This is a genomic window from Providencia heimbachae ATCC 35613 (genome assembly GCF_001655055.1).
Taxonomy (GTDB): domain Bacteria; phylum Pseudomonadota; class Gammaproteobacteria; order Enterobacterales; family Enterobacteriaceae; genus Providencia; species Providencia heimbachae.
The window spans coordinates 17,765-35,535 of record NZ_LXEW01000011.1 but is presented as its reverse complement, the minus strand read 5'-3'; the positions used below and the strand labels follow the sequence as shown (position 1 = coordinate 35,535).

The 17,771-nt window shown below is 40.4% G+C and carries 12 protein-coding genes; 7 read left to right on the top strand and 5 right to left on the bottom strand.

Annotated features, from left to right (window positions below):
• Nucleotides 1-453: 453 nt before the first annotated feature.
• The 4 genes from M998_RS02665 to ppsR all read right to left on the bottom strand — a co-directional run bounded on the left by M998_RS02665 (nt 454) and on the right by ppsR (nt 5,161).
• A complete protein-coding gene (locus tag M998_RS02665) occupies nt 454-2,604 on the bottom strand; it encodes a TonB-dependent receptor domain-containing protein (RefSeq protein ID WP_068907393.1) in 2,151 nt (716 codons plus the stop codon).
• Nucleotides 2,605-2,701: 97 nt separating this feature from the next.
• A complete protein-coding gene (gene hemP / locus M998_RS02660) occupies nt 2,702-2,914 on the bottom strand; it encodes a hemin uptake protein HemP (protein ID WP_068907391.1) in 213 nt (70 codons plus the stop codon).
• Between the two features lie 214 nt (nt 2,915-3,128).
• Entirely contained in the window at nt 3,129-4,178 is a 1,050-nt protein-coding gene (locus tag M998_RS02655) for a 3-deoxy-7-phosphoheptulonate synthase (RefSeq protein ID WP_068907389.1), read from the bottom strand.
• A 122-nt stretch (nt 4,179-4,300) separates the two neighbouring features.
• Nucleotides 4,301-5,161: a posphoenolpyruvate synthetase regulatory kinase/phosphorylase PpsR gene (gene ppsR, locus M998_RS02650; RefSeq protein WP_068443130.1), complete on the bottom strand. Its 861-nt coding sequence runs from the start codon at nt 5,159-5,161 to the stop codon at nt 4,301-4,303.
• Nucleotides 5,162-5,460: 299 nt separating this feature from the next.
• Here ppsR and ppsA point away from each other — a divergent pair, with 299 nt between their 5' ends.
• Nucleotides 5,461-7,839 (top strand): phosphoenolpyruvate synthase, encoded by a 2,379-nt coding sequence (ppsA, locus tag M998_RS02645; protein WP_068907387.1) that lies wholly within the window; start codon nt 5,461-5,463, stop codon nt 7,837-7,839.
• A 759-nt stretch (nt 7,840-8,598) separates the two neighbouring features.
• Here the strand turns inward: ppsA and ydiK are convergent.
• Complete coding sequence (gene ydiK, locus M998_RS02640) at nt 8,599-9,714, bottom strand: AI-2E family transporter YdiK (protein WP_068443134.1); 1,116 nt, start codon at nt 9,712-9,714, stop codon at nt 8,599-8,601.
• A 210-nt stretch (nt 9,715-9,924) separates the two neighbouring features.
• Between ydiK and ydiJ the strand changes: the two genes are divergently transcribed.
• The 6 genes from ydiJ (at nt 9,925) to sufD (ending at nt 17,765) form a co-directional block, all read left to right on the top strand.
• Nucleotides 9,925-12,978 carry a D-2-hydroxyglutarate dehydrogenase YdiJ gene (gene ydiJ / locus M998_RS02635; protein WP_068907385.1) on the top strand — a complete coding sequence of 1,018 codons (3,054 nt, stop codon included), beginning with the start codon at nt 9,925-9,927 and terminating at the stop codon, nt 12,976-12,978.
• Nucleotides 12,978-13,394: a hotdog fold thioesterase gene (locus M998_RS02630; RefSeq protein WP_068443140.1), complete on the top strand. Its 417-nt coding sequence runs from the start codon at nt 12,978-12,980 to the stop codon at nt 13,392-13,394. The genes ydiJ and M998_RS02630 overlap by 1 nt, the downstream gene beginning before the upstream one ends.
• A 412-nt stretch (nt 13,395-13,806) precedes the next feature.
• Nucleotides 13,807-14,175 (top strand): Fe-S cluster assembly scaffold SufA, encoded by a 369-nt coding sequence (gene sufA, locus M998_RS02625; RefSeq protein WP_068443143.1) that lies wholly within the window; start codon nt 13,807-13,809, stop codon nt 14,173-14,175.
• 16 nt (nt 14,176-14,191) lie between these two features.
• Nucleotides 14,192-15,691, top strand: a complete 1,500-nt coding sequence (gene sufB, locus M998_RS02620) for a Fe-S cluster assembly protein SufB (protein WP_068443145.1) — start codon at nt 14,192-14,194, stop codon at nt 15,689-15,691.
• Nucleotides 15,692-15,736: 45 nt separating this feature from the next.
• Complete coding sequence (gene sufC / locus M998_RS02615; protein WP_068907383.1) at nt 15,737-16,483, top strand: Fe-S cluster assembly ATPase SufC; 747 nt, start codon at nt 15,737-15,739, stop codon at nt 16,481-16,483.
• The gene (sufD, locus tag M998_RS02610) at nt 16,458-17,765 is read left to right on the top strand and encodes a Fe-S cluster assembly protein SufD (RefSeq protein ID WP_068907381.1); all 1,308 of its coding nucleotides are present in this window, start codon (nt 16,458-16,460) and stop codon (nt 17,763-17,765) included. The genes sufC and sufD overlap by 26 nt, the downstream gene beginning before the upstream one ends.
• Nucleotides 17,766-17,771 lie beyond the last annotated feature (6 nt).

Genomic DNA, 17,771 nt, shown 5'->3' with positions numbered 1-17,771 from the left:
TAACTATCGTTACGATAGTTATTTGAAAGTGATGGATTTTAAACATACAGTCATGAATGTTTAAAATTATTTAATATCAGTTGGTTAGGGGTGTTTCCTGTTGATAATTTCTCTCTTTGTGAGTAATAAATAATTATATTCAAATTAATTGTTTAAGCTATTCGAATTTATTAACCAAGTAAACTATTGATAAATTAATTTGACTTAGTGGCAGTCTAAAAGAGCGTTATTATCGAACAACTGACAGGAAATACCGAGGTAAGCATTTTTGATGGAAATTACTGGTAGATTGGCTAAGTACCGCTAAATAGTTCTTTTTTTGTTCATTTTATAGAGTTATTGACTATTCGTATTTTAGGCCTAATACAGACTAATAATGTAAACACCGTAAACTGGCAGTGAGATTTCAATTTACGGTGTTTATCAATGGTCATGAGGGGCTCTATAAATAAACTACCATTTGTAGTTCACATTGAAATAGAAGTTTCTACCTTCTTGAGGGACCCCCATAGATGAAACATATTGTTTATCAAATGCATTTTTCATCGTTAGGGTAGAGCTTAAGCCTTTTACAAACTGATCAGCTTGATAATTGACATAAAAATCATGGAGGCTGTAACCGGCATACTGCACAACTTCTTTATGATAACGGTCTAAGCCTTTTACGGATGTGTGTTTTGGTAATTGGTAAGTCGAATTCCCTTCAAATTTAGTTTTAGCGGCAAATTCGCCAGTCCAACCCACACTGATGCCTGTTGTTGTAATCGGTGCATTAACTCTTACTAACAAAGTTTCTGGTCGAACAGAAGAAAGAGAATAATGGGTATCGTCTTCCTCTCCAACCGTTTGGTTGTGGCTGATATTTAAGCTAAACCAATGGGTTTTATAGTTGATGAAGCTATCAAGCCCATGGATAGATGCGGATGGAATGTTGACGTAGTAAAGCTTTGCGGGGAACCATCCTTTTGACCCAAAGTCGCGATAGTCTCCTTCTAGCACAATATGATTTTGAGCTTTTGTATTGAAGTAGGTTGTCCCAAATTGAAGGGAATCACCCGCAAGAGCGATATCATCGAAACTTATTTTCACACCCGTTTCGATTGTTTTATTGGTTTCGGGTTGTAAATCAGGGGATGGGCGGAAATCAGATATAAGAAAGCCTCCCATTGCACTAAAGTGGTTGGAGTCATTATACAGTTCTGACATCCGAGGAGTTCGGTAACCTTCTGAATAAGAAGAATATATATTTAGCCAATGGGTTGGTGTGGCACTCACTGCAAAGCGTGAAGACCAATTGATATATTTATCCTTGGCAAGGTCTTTACGTGAAGTTTGGTAGCGAGTAAAGCGTGTTCCCGCTGAAAAAGTGATGGGTAAATGATGCAACGTCATATCGTTAGTTAACCAACCGGATGTATTAGATAACTCTGCTGGCGGATAACTGGTGGTATGTTGGTTTGGCTTTTGTTCCTGCTGGTAATACTCAAGCCCACTTTGAATATGGTGATTAACCCAACCGTGCATTGGGATCATAAAGCTATTTGAAAATTTAGTGCCATAAGTGTATTGATTACGTTTTTCAATACCGTAATCTCTATCTGCTTTTTTTGTCGATGTCACTTTAACTAAATCAAGTTGGCTTAAAGACAGGTTTGTGTAGTAGATGTCCCAATCGGCTTGCCAATTTAGATTATTTGACGGCGAAAAATGTTGGCTTAATAGAAAATCTTGTTGGTGGCTATACCTTTCATGTGGGGTATTTTTAAATTTGGGTTGTCTTGTATCAAATACAGTAGGTTGTTTTAAGCTAATGCTATCATTACGGTATTCCCTTAATTGAAATGCAAGGCGATACGAAGGATGTGCAAACCAAGAGGTTTTTAACATCCAATTATTAATTTTTTCATGGTTATCTAAGCTGCTGGATTCAGGTGTAGCAACAAGTTGTTTCTTACGTTGGCTATAACTTAGTAATGCATCAAAAGATCCAGAGCGGGCGAGTAGCGTCGCGCCAGCATGGTAACTGTGGTCATTACGATTTATACCGCTAAAAAGGTGCCCTCCCAAATTTTGGTCAGTGACTAGAAGGTCAGAAGCATTAAGTGTTTTGAAGGAGACGACCCCAGCAAGCGCGCCACCACCGTGGTTTACCGATACGCTTCCTTTGTGGATATACACTTTCTTAATTAAACTCGGGTCGATAAATGTCGCATTATACAGGCCGGAATTAAAATCTTGAGTCACGTTATCAATGGTGATTTTCACGCCACGTGAATCGTATCCTCTCATTTGAATACCTTGCCCGTAAGTGCTACCTGAACCAGAAACAAAAACGCCGGGTTGGCCCTTTAATAAGTCTAAAGCAGAAGTTGCAGACTGTTGTTCTGGTGTTTGGGCATCAATAACATCAACTTGTTCAGCAACCGCAATCACTTCAGTATTTAACGGAGTGGCTATTACATGGAGCGTATCAGTTGCACTGTTTTGAGCTAGCGCATAAGAGCTAAAGCCTGCGACGGCAAGGGCTGCTGTGAGTGCTGAGATAGTAAATTTTTTCGCTTGGAAAGAAAGATAAGTTGATGAAGGCACCAATTTAAACGCCATAGGAAATCCGTTCCTTGTGTCATAGTATGAAGCTGGCTGCCTAGATGGTTATCTGAGTGGCTTGCAGAGTGTTGTATTTCTATGAGTGATAACAATATTATTTGGTTAAGATTAATTTACCGGCTCGTGTTTGCTTCAGCCGGTATATCTCCCCATTATGTAAAATGGCAACCTTGCCATCCATATCTAACAATTTATGGCTATCAATTACAGATATTTCTATCAATTTTAAAGTGGTATCAACCTGATCTTTAATGGAATAACTAACTGAGTTGTCATTTAATGAGCTTGAGGAGATATGACTTTTCATGGCCACCTTAACGAATTACTTTATTGATAGTGAGAATTATTATCGTTAAGTTTTTAATCAGATCAAGCGTTATTTAAATTAATTTGGGGATTAATCATAAATTATCAGTTAATAATAATGTATATTGCATTATTGTTAAGGTGTTATTCTGTTAATTAATGGTATGCAGACTCTTTGACCAATAAATTGGCCAAAGAGTTATTTGGTATGCGGGTTATTTGAAGCGGTGTTCGACAGCTTGCGCTAAAATTTCAATCAGTTGTTCAGTATCATCCCAACCAAGGCAAGGGTCTGTGATGGATTGCCCATAAACAAGAGGCTGATTTGGCGTAATTTTTTGTGTACCTTCAATTAAAAAGCTTTCCGCCATGACGCCGCTAATGGCGGTTGAGCCATCTTTTATCTGTTCTGCAATATCTCGAGCAACTTCAAGTTGGCGGCGATGGATTTTTTGGCAGTTGCCATGGCTAAAATCAACCACAAGGTGTTCTGCCAGTTCAAATTTACGCAATTTATCACAGGCAGCAGCAAGGTCACCTGCGAAGTAATTGGGTTGTTTCCCCCCGCGCATAATAATGTGCCCATGTGGGTTGCCTTGCGTTTGATAAATCGTCATTTGGCCATTTTTATCTGGGGATAAGAACATGTGCTGAGCTTTAGCCGCACGGATAGCATCAATCGCAATATTGATATTGCCGTCAGTCCCATTTTTAAAACCAACCGGACACGATAGGGCAGATGCCATTTCACGGTGAATTTGGCTTTCGGTTGTCCGTGCGCCAATGGCACCCCAGCTAATCAAATCGGCTATGTATTGACCTGTAACCATATCAAGAAATTCGGTGGCTGTAGCGAGCCCGAGTTGGTTGACTTCAATGAGAAGTTTGCGCGCTAGCCGGATACCGGTATTGACTTGGCAAGAGTTATCCAAGTTAGGGTCGGATATTAACCCCTTCCAGCCAACGACAGTGCGCGGTTTTTCAAAATAGGTCCGCATCACAATTTCCAAACGGTCTTGGTATTGTTCGCGTAATACATTGAGTTTATTTGCATATTCAATGGCAGCATCAATGTCATGGATTGAGCAAGGGCCAACAATAACCAGTAAACGCGGATCTTGGCCGGATAAAATTTGTTCAATTCTTTTTCGTGACGCTGTCACGTTTTCGGCAACTTCTTGGGAAATAGGAAATTCCTCTGCGAGCACATGGGGTGTAATTAAGCTACCCACTCGCTGAGTTCGTAGTTCATCTGTTTTTTGCATTTTCTTTCTCAAAAGCTTTAATAGGCTGAGCCATATCAGTGATTAAGATCACAATAAACGAAAGTGGCTCAATTTCAACCTTCAAGTGAGATTGAATGAAATATTTTTTTATTTTGCTTTAACTAAAAAATTCGTCGTTGCAATCCCATGGTGTCTATCACTTTCGCTGAAATTTCCTCTACAGAATAGTTTGTTGTATTGAGATAGTTAATTTTGTTTTGTCTAAATAAGGCTTCAACTTCAGCAATTTCAATGCGGCACTGACGTATTGATGCATATCGACTGTTTTCTCGGCGCTCTTCACGAATTGCGGCAAGGCGCTCAGGGCTGATGGTCAAGCCAAATAATTTATGTGTATAAGAACGTAGCGCCACGGGCAATTTTAAGTTATCCATATCATCAGCGGTAAATGGGTAGTTTGCTGCTTGAATACCAAATTGCATCGCTAAATATAAGCTTGTTGGTGTTTTACCACAGCGCGAAACACCAATTAAGATAATTTGAGCTTGGTCGAGGTTACGTAATGAAATTCCATCATCATGGGCAAGGGTATATTCGATAGCTGCTATACGCGCATCATATTGATTCATGTTTTGCATGGATAAGCCATGAGTGCGGTTAAGTTTTGGCTCAGGCTCTAAACCAACTTCTTGTTGTATTGGTGCCACAAGACTTTGCACGATATCCTGACAAAACCCAGCGCTTTGCGTGATGATAGCTTTTACAGTAGGCGAAATAATGGAGTAAAACACCAGTGGGCGTAGTTGAGTTTCTTCATAGATAACATTAATTTTTTGTTTTATCTCTTCAGCACGCGCTTCGGAGGTCACAAAAGGTAGGGTATATGACATAAATGCTAATGGAAATTGTGATAATACCGCATGACCTATCGTTTCTGCGGTAATTGCTGTTCCATCAGAAATAAAAAAAACGGTTCGCTGCACTGTGGGTATTATCTTTTTTATTGGGGTCAATTCACTCATTGTTTCTATCTCTTATTGTCGTCATCGCGGATCTTGTGTTTATCTCTAATAAAGTACTTTTGCGGGTTCTCGAGAAATATTATCTTTGTTTAAAGTTTAAAAATTAGTTTATCGGGGAAAGTATAGCCGTATTTTGAATGATTTTTAGAACAAAAAAGTTTTCTTGTTAGATGGAACGATTCACCTGTCCATCTTCTTATAGCGTATGTGCTAGTCTATTTTACGAGGCGAATTTTCGCCAACGAGATTTTTTACGATTTGTACTCCGCCACTAAATTGCTATAAAAGGATCGCTTTCAATGTCCACAAATGGCCTCACTCCGTGTAATGTACTTTGGTATAACCAATTAGGGATGAATGATGTTGACCGTGTTGGTGGCAAAAATGCCTCACTCGGTGAAATGATTACCAACCTGTCCGATCTTGGTGTATCCGTACCAAACGGTTTTGCGACAACCGCACAGGCGTTTAATCATTTTCTTGAGCAGAGCGGTGTGAATCAGCGCATATATAACCTGCTGGATGAAACGGATATTGATGATGTGAATCAACTGGCTGTAGCAGGTGCTCAGATCCGTCAATGGGTAATTGAAACGCCACTGACAAAAGAATTGGAACAAGATATTCACCAAGCGTATCAGCAGCTTTCCGAAGGTGAAGCGGATGCATCATTTGCCGTTCGTTCATCAGCAACGGCAGAGGATATGCCAGATGCTTCATTTGCGGGACAGCAAGAGACATTCCTCAATGTTCAGGGAATCGATGCGGTTTTGATCGCGATCAAACATGTATTTGCCTCTTTATTTAATGACCGCGCTATCTCTTATCGCGTTCACCAAGGTTATGACCACCGTGGTGTTGCCCTTTCTGCGGGCGTGCAAAGAATGGTTCGCTCGGACTTAGCCTCAGCGGGCGTTATGTTCACTATTGATACTGAATCAGGCTTTGATCAAGTGGTTTTCATCACATCAGCTTATGGTTTAGGTGAAATGGTGGTGCAAGGCGCGGTTAATCCTGATGAGTTTTATGTTCATAAACCCACCTTACAAAATAATCGTCCTGCGATTGTGCGCCGTACTTTAGGCTCGAAAAAATTGCAGATGGTTTACGCTGATAGTAAAGAGCATGGTAAGCAAGTACAGATTGAAGATGTGCCAGAGGCGCTACGCAATCGTTTCTCTTTGACGGATAAAGAAGTCGAAGAGTTGTCACGCCAAGCACTGCAAATTGAAAAGCACTATGGTCGCCCAATGGATATCGAATGGGCGAAAGATGGTCATAACGGTCGCCTTTACATTGTACAAGCAAGGCCTGAAACAGTGCGTTCAAATCAACAAGTCATGGAACGTTATCAGCTTAAAGGACAAGGGCAAGTTTTAGTTGAAGGTCGTGCTATTGGCCACCGTATTGGCGCAGGTAGTGTGAAGGTAATTCATAACCTCAATGAGATGGATAGAATTCAACCGGGTGATGTATTAGTAACAGACATGACGGATCCTGATTGGGAGCCTATCATGAAAAAAGCGGCAGCTATCGTAACAAACCGTGGTGGACGTACTTGCCACGCCGCTATCATTGCTCGTGAGTTAGGCATTCCGGCTGTTGTGGGTTGTGGTGATGCGACTGAGCGTCTAAAAGAAGGTCAGGAAGTCACGATTTCATGTTCAGAAGGCGATACTGGATTTGTGTATGACGGTAAGCTTGATTTTGAAATACATAGCTCAGAAGTGAGCGAGATGCCAAATGTCGATGTTAAAATCATGATGAACGTGGGTAATCCTGACCGCGCATTCGACTTTGCTTGTTTACCAAATGAAGGTGTCGGTTTAGCAAGACTTGAATTTATTATCAACCGCATGATTGGTGTTCACCCAAGAGCTTTATTAGAATTTGATAAACAGTCACCTGAATTGCAAAGTGAAATTCGCACCATGATGGCGGGTTATGATGATCCGATTGAGTTTTATATCGGTAAGCTCACGGAAGGGATTTCAACATTAGCAGCGGCATTCTGGCCAAAACGCGTCATTGTTCGTTTGTCTGATTTTAAATCAAATGAATATGCTAACTTAGTTGGCGGTGAAGCTTATGAACCAGAAGAAGAAAACCCAATGTTAGGCTTCCGAGGCGCAGGTCGTTATGTTTCGGATAGCTTCCGCGCCTGTTTTGCATTGGAATGTGAAGCGGTTAAGCGTGTACGTAATGTTATGGGGTTGACTAACGTTGAAGTGATGATCCCATTCGTGCGTACGGTTGCACAAGCTGAGTCAGTGATTGCAGAACTGGCTAAGCATGATTTAAAGCGTGGCGAGAACGGATTAAAAATCATTATGATGTGTGAAATACCCTCAAATGCATTACTCGCCGACCAGTTCCTTGAGCACTTTGATGGTTTCTCGATTGGCTCTAATGATATGACACAGTTAACGCTAGGGCTAGATAGGGACTCAGGCGTAGTATCAGAACTATTTGATGAGCGTAATGATGCAGTAAAAGCCATGCTATCAATGGCGATTAAAGCTGCGAAGCGTCAAAACAAATATGTTGGGATTTGTGGGCAAGGGCCTTCAGATCATCAAGATTTTGCTCAGTGGCTGGTGGATGAAGGGATTGATAGCTTGTCTTTGAATCCTGACACAGTTGTGCAAACATGGTTAATGATTGCTGAAAACCAGTAGGTTTATTGGTTAATTAGTATCAAAACCATTTAAGGTCGATGAGCTAATCACTTATCGACCTTTTTATTTATTGATTTAGAATGACGATTGATTTGAAATACCGATGGAATCAATAGGTGGTTCAAATCAATAATCTCTATTCAGGATAAATCTATTTGATATATATCTAACGGATTTATTTGTAATATAAACGTATTTGAACTCAATTATATGAAAATACACCTAATGAGCGTTTTAAAGGTTATGAAAACACTTATCATATATAGATTAATTAATTGTAGTTAAGTAGACGTATTCTTACAAATAAGAAATACTCACTATAGGGGTAATAATATGAAGAGGGGTTAATCGGTATTAATTGAATAATTATTTAGTTTAAACATGAATATTATTCATATTAATATAATAGATAAAAAAAAGCCTATCATGGGCTGACAGGCAAAGACTACACACAGCAATTCGATTGATAAAACTATGCGTCCATAAGGAAAGACATAGCTTCCAAGTTCATTTGTATTCAAAGTAAATTCAATAACATGATAATAAACTAATCATATAATGTAATCACTAAGAACACTCTTAATGTAAATATTAGTCGTTGTTACTAAAGGGGAATTGATTCCACGCATTAGATATTATCATAAATGAGAATAAAAACTAACGTTAGAATGTTAAATATTGTTTCTAAATATTAATGATTAGAAAAATAATAGAAAAGCATGTTCAATATCAAACATGCTTTTTATAATGAATTGAGAATTACTTCTTAATCAAGAATTCTTCTTCGAGGAATTTCTCTGTTTCTTCGAGGCTTTCATTTGGGACGGAAACTTCATTCATCCAAGCTTTTAACAAGCTATAGGAAACTGCTAAAACGACAGGACCAATAAATAGACCAATCATTCCAAATGAAAGTATGCCACCGATAACGCCTACAAGGATCAGTACCATTGGTAAGTCAGCGCCCATTTTAATCAACCAAGGGCGTAGAACACCATCCATTGTTGCGACGGTAGCTGCCCAAATAGCTAGGATAATTCCCCATGTTGTATCCCCTGTCCAAAAAAGCCAAATAACCGATGGGATCATAATAAGAAGTGGGCCTAATTGTGCAACACAACAAATAAACAACAAGACGGTTAAAATCGCGGCGTAACCAATACCTGATAAGGCAAGACCAACACCACCCACAATGGCTTGAATTAATGCGGTGACAACGACACCAAGCGCTACTGCTCTAATTGATTGCGCTGCAAGCACAACGGCTGCATCACCGCGGATCCCAGCTAAGCGAACTGCAAAATGACGGATGCCTAACATGACGAGTTCACCTTTGTAGTACAGCAAACCACTGAATAACAGCATCAGCATGAGATGAAATATAAAGCGGCCCGCATTAATCGCTTGAGTCGCAAACCAGCCGGCAGCTTGTCCAAAATAAGGTTGAACTTTTGCAAGTAAAGCATTACCACCACTCGCAACTAAGCTATGCCATGCATAGTATAACTTTTCACCTACCATCGGAATATCGTTCAACCATTGTAATTCGGGTAAAGTTAAACTCGCTGGAGATTTGGCTAAATCAATTAACGGTGCGCTATTTTGGATAATACTGCCAATTAAGATCCCTAAAGGGATTACAAATAGCAATAAGATAAGTAAAACCATCACTAATGAAGCGAGCCAGCGTTTATGCCACAAACGCGCCTCTAATTTTAGAAGCAAAGGCCAGGTCGCAATGACCATCATGCCCGCCCATACGAAACCAAGAATAAAAGGGTTTAGAACCCAAAAACAGGCCACTATCAATAAAATAATAGAGAGTAGACCGAAGACAAGTTTGGGAAGGTCCAAACGCTTTTGCGATTTTTCCATTAATGATTGATCCTTAACAAATGAAAATTCTGCATTTATTGAGCTTTTTTAGGTGAAAATAACGAAATTATTTTTCACGATTAAAAAAAAGAATATTGTGATATGGTCTTTACTGACAATGTCGTGTCTTAGGCACTATTGTGCTACTTAAAATAAAGATAGTACATAACGAGTAATGCGAACACTAAACAATAAGAGTTATCATTAAAAATGATCCCGCGTATATCAGAAGCACCTCATCTCAATAAATTAGTCATTGAATTCATACACGAGCTGCAAGAGCAAGGCTTTACGGGTGATAATGGCACAAGCTATGCTGAGCGCTTATCAATGGCGACAGATAATAGTATTTATCAATTATTACCTCAAGCCATTGTTTTTCCTCGTTCTAGTGCAGACGTACAAATTCTTACCCGCGTTGCAGGGCAAAAAAAGTACCGTACACTAAGCTTTACTCCGAGAGGGGGCGGGACGGGAACTAACGGACAATCCTTAACGGAAGGGATTGTGGTTGATATGTCTCGTTATATGAACCGTATTCTAGAGATAAACCCAGAACAAGGGTGGGTAAAAGTTGAAGCGGGCGTGATTAAAGATCAGCTTAATCAGTTCTTAAAACCGTATGGCTATTTTTTCTCACCTGAATTATCCACCAGTAATCGCGCGACTTTGGGTGGAATGATTAATACGGATGCTTCTGGACAAGGTTCCTTAGTGTATGGAAAAACCTCGGATCATGTACTGGGTGTCAAAGCGATGGTACTTGGAGGGGAATGCATTGATACCCGATCAATGCCTGTTGAACTTGCCCAAACGATTGCGTCAGAAGATTCGGTGGTAGGAAGGATCTACAAAACAGTATTAGAACGCTGCCTTGAACAGCGCCCCTTGATTGAAGAAAAATTTCCTAAATTAAACCGTTTTCTTACGGGTTATGATTTACGCCATGTATTTAATGACGCTTTGACAGAGTTTGACTTAACGCGGATCTTGACCGGTTCTGAAGGGTCGCTGGCTTTTATTACCGAAGCGACGCTTGATATCACACCATTACCCAAAGCACGTCGACTGGTGAATGTGAAGTATGATTCATTCGAATCTGCGTTACGTAATGCGCCTTTTATGGTGAATGCGAAAGCATTATCGGTTGAGACCGTCGACTCAAAAGTATTAAATTTAGCACGGGAAGATATTGTCTGGCATTCAGTAAAATCATTGATTACCGATGTCCCTAATAAAGAAATGTTAGGGCTGAATATTGTTGAATTTAGTGGTGATGATGTCGTTGAAATTGACCGTTTAATGGATAATTTGTGCCAGCAGCTTGATGAGCTTATGGCAAATAATTACGCCGGTATAATCGGTTACCAAACGTGTAATGACCTCGATGATATTACGCGTATTTATAATATGCGCAAAAAAGCGGTGGGATTATTAGGTAACAGTAAAGGTGCGGCAAAACCGATCCCATTTGTAGAAGATACTTGTGTGCCTCCGGAACATCTGGCGGATTATATTGTAGAATTTAGGGCGTTACTTGATAGCCATCAGCTGAATTATGGCATGTTTGGACATGTGGATGCGGGGGTATTACATGTTCGACCCGCTCTCGATATGTGCGATCCACAACAAGAAATTTTAATGAAACAAATTTCGGATGAAATTGTTGCATTAACAGCTAAATATGGCGGACTTTTGTGGGGAGAGCACGGGAAAGGTTTTAGAGCGCAATACAGTCCAGAATTTTTTGGTGAAGTGCTTTATGGTGAACTTCGTAATATTAAAGCTGCCTTTGACCCAGATAACCGTTTAAATCCCGGCAAAATTTGCCCTCCGGCAGGTATTGATGCACCAATGAAGCAGGTTGATGACATCAAACGAGGCACTTTTGATAGGCAAATTCCTATCCAAATGCGCCAAGAATTTCGTGGTGCGATGGACTGTAACGGCAATGGCCTATGTTTTAACTTTGATGTTAAAAGCCCAATGTGCCCATCAATGAAAATAAGCGGGCAGCGTATCCATTCACCGAAAGGGCGTGCAACGCTTGTACGTGAGTGGTTAAGGTTATTAGCGGAACAAGGTGTTACCCCTGAAAATATTGAAAAGGGAATAAGAGATAACAAACCATCTTTACGTGGATTGATTGATAAAACACGTAATTCCTGGAAAGCCAAACAAGGGGATTACGACTTTTCTCATGAAGTTAAAGCCTCAATGGCAGGTTGTTTAGCCTGTAAGGCTTGCTCCACACAATGCCCGATTAAAATCGATGTACCTTCCTTCAGAGCCAAATTCTTAGCGTTATATCATGGACGCTATTTAAGACCGATTCGAGACCATATTGTGGCCAATGTAGAGGCAAGTGCGCCGTTACTTTCTAAAGTACCTAGCGTATTTAACTTCTTTTTACGCCAGCCGTTAGTGCAAAAACTCAGTGAGCGAACCATTGGCATGGTCGATTTACCTTTATTTTCCGAGCCAACGTTAAAACAAGAACTTTTAGGTCATTCAGCCACAGAAGTCACACTTGAACAGCTCGAAGGAATGAGTCCATCCCTGCGGGAAAATTATGTTTTAGTTGTTCAAGACCCTTTCACCAGTTATTACGATGCTAAAGTCGTGGCTGACTTCATTCGATTAATCGAAAAACTAGGCTATAAACCCGTTTTATTACCTTTTTCGCCAAATGGAAAAGCGCAACATATTAAAGGGTTCCTGGCTCGATTTGCAAAAACAGCCAGTAAAACGGCCGATTTTTTAAATCGTGTGGCAAAATTGCAGTTACCAATGGTTGGTGTTGACCCTGCATTAGTGCTCTGTTATCGCGATGAATATCATGAGATTTTAGGCGAAGATCAATGTAAGTTTACCGTTATGCTAGCTCATGAATGGTTAATTACGCTACCGGATCCACAGAAATTAAATGAGATAAGCCAACAACCTTGGTATTTCTTCGGCCATTGCACTGAATCTACCGCACTGCCAAATAGCGGCAACCAATGGTCAGCACTATTTGCGCGCTATGGACAAAAATTAACCAATGTGAGTGTGGGATGTTGTGGCATGGCAGGCACTTATGGTCATGAAGTGGTGAATATCGAAAATTCAAAAGGCATCTATAATCTATCGTGGCAACCCGCGATGAGCGCGCTACCGAAAGAGCGTTGTCTTAGTTCTGGTTATTCGTGTCGTAGCCAAGTGAAACGCATGGAAAACACAATAATAAAACACCCAATTCAAGCATTGCTGGAGATCGTTTAATGATTTGGAAACGTCAATTTAATCTGCAACAATTGGCTGAGATGTCAAAAACTTGCATGTTAGGACATCTCGGTATTGAGATTACCGCATTTGGTGATGATTATTTAGAAGGCACTATGCCAGTCGATGAACGCACTAAACAACCCTTTGGTTTACTTCATGGTGGCGCTTCTGTTGTATTAGCCGAATCTTTAGGTTCGATAGCGGGCTACCTTTGCAGTGAAGGTGAACAGCGTGTGGTTGGTTTGGAAATTAATGCAAATCATGTGCGAGCTGCCCGCTCGGGGGTGGTGAAAGGGGTTTGTAAGCCAATATTTTTAGGCCGCCGCCAACAAGTATGGAATATTGAAATTTTTAATGAACAAGGAAAGTTATGCTGCACTTCCCGTCTAACAACAGCCGTTCTATTTGATTAATACCTTCTTGTTGATAAATAATTCTCAGTGCTGTCTGTACTGAGCGTTATTTATCTTCCTTATGTGAAACTTGACCGTTTTTTAGTCATTTTGATATTTTTTCAATTTTTATCGAATTAATTAAGTTGTATAATTAATGCATCTTTATTAATTTGTGTCATTTTTGTGTATCGGCAAGTACAAAATTAAATAAAAAATGTAACTTTATTTATCTGTTGATTTTCAATAGATTATATGGCTTGTAATGTGTTTTTGGTGAGCGAATAAGCTCAAAATGGATAAAAAAAGAGCGATAATAGCTATAACCTCTTAAAACAAATGGTTGAAGTAGCATAGGTAATCATTACCATAGGCTAGACAGAGTTAATCTTCTGATAACAGGCTGAAAAGCCATAAGAAATGTGGGGTCAATATGACTGACGGTGTAGAGACATTTTCATTTGATGAAAATAATTGGCAGGGAGTCAACCTGACAGAAAGCGCTGCAAAACAAATTAAAAAATTGATGGTGCAAAACCCAAATACAAAAGGGCTTTCACTCGGCGTTAAACAGTCAGGCTGCGCAGGTTTCGGCTATGTGTTTGAGATGATAGAAAACCCAACAGACAAGCACCTGTTATTTGAACTCGATGGCGCACACCTTTATGTGCCAAAAGAAGCAATGCCATTTATCGATGGCACAGTCGTTGATTTCGTCCAAGAAGGGCTGAATCAAATTTTCAAATTTAATAACCCGAAAGCACAACATGCCTGTGGGTGTGGTGAAAGTTTCGGCGTTTAACATGTGAAGTCAGATTATGTCACAGAGCAATGTAGAAGTTGGCGATGATGTCCAAAGCTGGCTTGATGACCAGCGTTACAAAGAAGGCTTTTTTACTCAAGTTGCGACAGATGAAATGGAAAAAGGCATCAACGAAGATGTTGTGCGCGCTATTTCTGCAAAACGCAATGAACCTGAGTGGATGCTTAAATTCCGCCTTGATGCTTTTCATCATTGGAAAGGGATGGAAGAACCACATTGGTTAAAAGCCAATTATCCTAATTTAGATTATCAAGATTATAGTTACTACTCAGCACCTTCGTGTGGTGCGTGTGATGATACCTGTGGCTCCCAGTCAGGAGCAACTCAAGCGACAGGCGTAACGGAAACCAATAACTACCTAACGGCTGAGGTCGAAGAGGCATTTAACCAACTTGGGGTGCCTGTTCGTGAAGGTAAAGCCGTTGCAGTGGATGCTATTTTTGACTCGGTATCGGTATCGACAACGTATCGTGAAGATCTTGCCAAGCATGGCATTATTTTCTGTTCGTTTGGTGAAGCTATCCATGAATACCCAGAATTAGTTCAAAAATATCTGGGTAGTGTAGTTTCGAGTAACGACAACTTTTTTGCTGCACTCAATGCTGCGGTAGCGTCAGATGGCACTTTTGTTTATATCCCCAAAGGGGTTCACTGCCCGATGGAGCTATCGACTTACTTCAGAATCAATGCGGCAAAAACAGGTCAATTTGAGCGAACAATTCTTATCGCAGATGAAGGCAGCTATGTGAGCTATATCGAAGGGTGTTCTGCGCCTGTTCGAGATAGCTATCAGTTACATGCTGCCGTGGTTGAAGTTATCATCCATAAAGATGCAGAAGTTAAATATTCAACAGTACAAAACTGGTTCTCTGGTGGTGATAGCGAAACGGGCGGGATCCTTAACTTTGTGACTAAGCGTGCACTTTGTGAAGGTGAAAACTCGAAAATGTCGTGGACACAGTCAGAAACGGGTTCAGCGATTACATGGAAATACCCAAGCGTTATTTTAAAAGGTGATAATTCGGTAGGCGAATTTTTCTCTGTCGCACTCACTAATGGTAACCAGCAAGCAGATACGGGCACGAAAATGATACACATCGGGAAAAATACCCGTTCAACGATCATTTCGAAAGGGATCTCGGCGGGTAAAAGTCAAAATACCTACCGTGGTTTAGTCAAAATACTGCCCAGTGCACATAATGCTCGTAATTTTACCCAATGTGATTCCATGTTGATTGGAACACAGTGTGGCGCTCATACATTCCCATATGTAGAAGTGAAAAATAATACGGCTCATCTCGAACATGAAGCGACAACCTCGCGTATAGGAGAAGACCAGCTATTTTACTGCTTGCAGCGTGGGATTAGCGAAGATAATGCTATTTCCATGATTGTTAATGGTTTCTGTAAAGATGTGTTCTCAGAACTACCATTAGAATTTGCAGTAGAAGCACAAAAATTGCTGGCTATCAGCTTAGAACACAGTGTGGGCTGATCCTAATCGAGTTTATATGCGCTAAAGCGCTAAAGGCATATTGATATGTTAAGTGTTAAAAATTTACACGTTAGTGTTGAAGGTAATGAAATATTAAAAGGGTTATCTCTGGAGGTTAAGCCAGGGGAAGTCCATGCCATCATGGGACCAAATGGTTCAGGTAAAAGTACATTATCAGCAACGCTCGCGGGTCGTGAAGAATATGAAGTTGACAGCGGCGAAGTCCGTTTTAAAGGGAAAGACCTCTTTGAGTTAGATCCTGAAGAACGAGCGGGTGAAGGGATCTTCTTAGCGTTCCAATACCCAGTAGAAATTCCGGGTGTAAGTAATCAATTTTTCTTACAAACGGCAGTGAATGCGGTAAGAGAATACCGTCAAGAAGACGCATTAGATCGCTTTGATTTCCAAGATTTTATCGAAGATAAAATTAAATTGTTGGATATGCCCCAAGATCTGCTCACGCGTTCTGTCAACGTCGGTTTCTCTGGCGGTGAAAAAAAACGTAATGATATCTTGCAGATGGCAGCATTGGAGCCTCAGTTATGTATCCTAGATGAAACAGACTCTGGTTTAGATATTGATGCGTTAAAAATAGTGGCAAATGGTGTTAATTCACTACGTACTCCAGAGCGTTCATTTATTATTGTGACTCACTATCAGCGCATCCTAGACTATGTAAAACCTGATTTTGTTCACGTACTGTATCAAGGGAAAATCATCAAGTCGGGTGATTTCAGTTTAGCGAAAAAACTGGAGGAGCAAGGCTATGGCTGGCTTATTGACCAACAGTGAAAGAGCTGAAAAACGTGCCCAAGTTGTTGCGCTCAATGAGCAAGCAATGGCCCGTTTTGCTGCACTTTTCGAAAAACGCTTAGGTGAAAATTCACTGCATGCGAAAACCCATTGGGAAATAGCTCAAAAAGTGGGTTTACCGGCTTTTCGTCATGAAGATTGGCATTACACACCTTTAGATAACGTACTTAAAACGGAATATCGTTTTGGCGAACAAGATGTGGCTGACCAAGCGTGTGAAGCGCTAGCATTACCCATTGATGCATATCGTATTGTCTTGATCAATGGACGTTATAGTTCGGCGCTGAGTTCAATTGATATGGGGCCATTTAAAGTTGCCCTATTAGATAACCAAGACTTATTGCCTGATGCTATCAATAGCGAAATATTTTTGCATCTGACTGAAAGTCTTGCTGGGCAACCATTAGTGATCCATCTTGCGGCGAACCAAATTGCAGAAAAACCACTTTATTTATTAAATATATCAAGTGGTAGTAGTAACGATCAAAATGTGAATACCAGCCAGTACCGTTACCATATTACTCTTGATGCTAATAGCAAAGCGCAAGTGATTGAGCATTTTGTGAGTCTCAATGATTATGGTCACATGACAGGAAGTAGGCTGACAGTCGAAGTGGGTGATAACGCACAGTTTAGTCATTTCAAACTCAATACTGAAAATAACCAAGCACAGCACTTTGCACATAATGACATTGTTGTAGGCCGTGATAGTCAGGTGAAAAGCACCAGTTTTCTATTAGGCTCACTGCTGTCCCGTAATCATACAAGTGCTCGTCTTGATGGTGAAAACACAGAGCTTGAATTGAATAGCTTATTGTTGCCTAAAGGAAATGAAATTGCGGATACGCGTTCATATCTTGAACACAATGCAGGTCATTGCAACAGTCGCCAGCTACATAAAGTCATTGCAATGGACAACAGTAAAGCCGTGTTCAATGGCATGATCAAAGTGGCACCAAATGCATTGAAAACTGATGGGCAAATGAGCAATAACACCTTATTACTGGGTGAAAAAGCCGAAATCGATACTAAACCTCAGCTCGAAATCTATGCCGATGATGTGAAATGTGGGCATGGTGCGACGGTGGGTCGTATTGATGATGAGCAATTGTTTTATTTACGTTCAAGGGGCATTGACGGTAAAGCGGCAAAACATATGATTATCATTGCATTTGCTGCCGAATTAACCGAATCCATTGATTCCGAAGAGCTAAAAAACGCTGTGATGGCAAATATCCGCCAGCGCTTAGCAGAGGTTTAATCGACT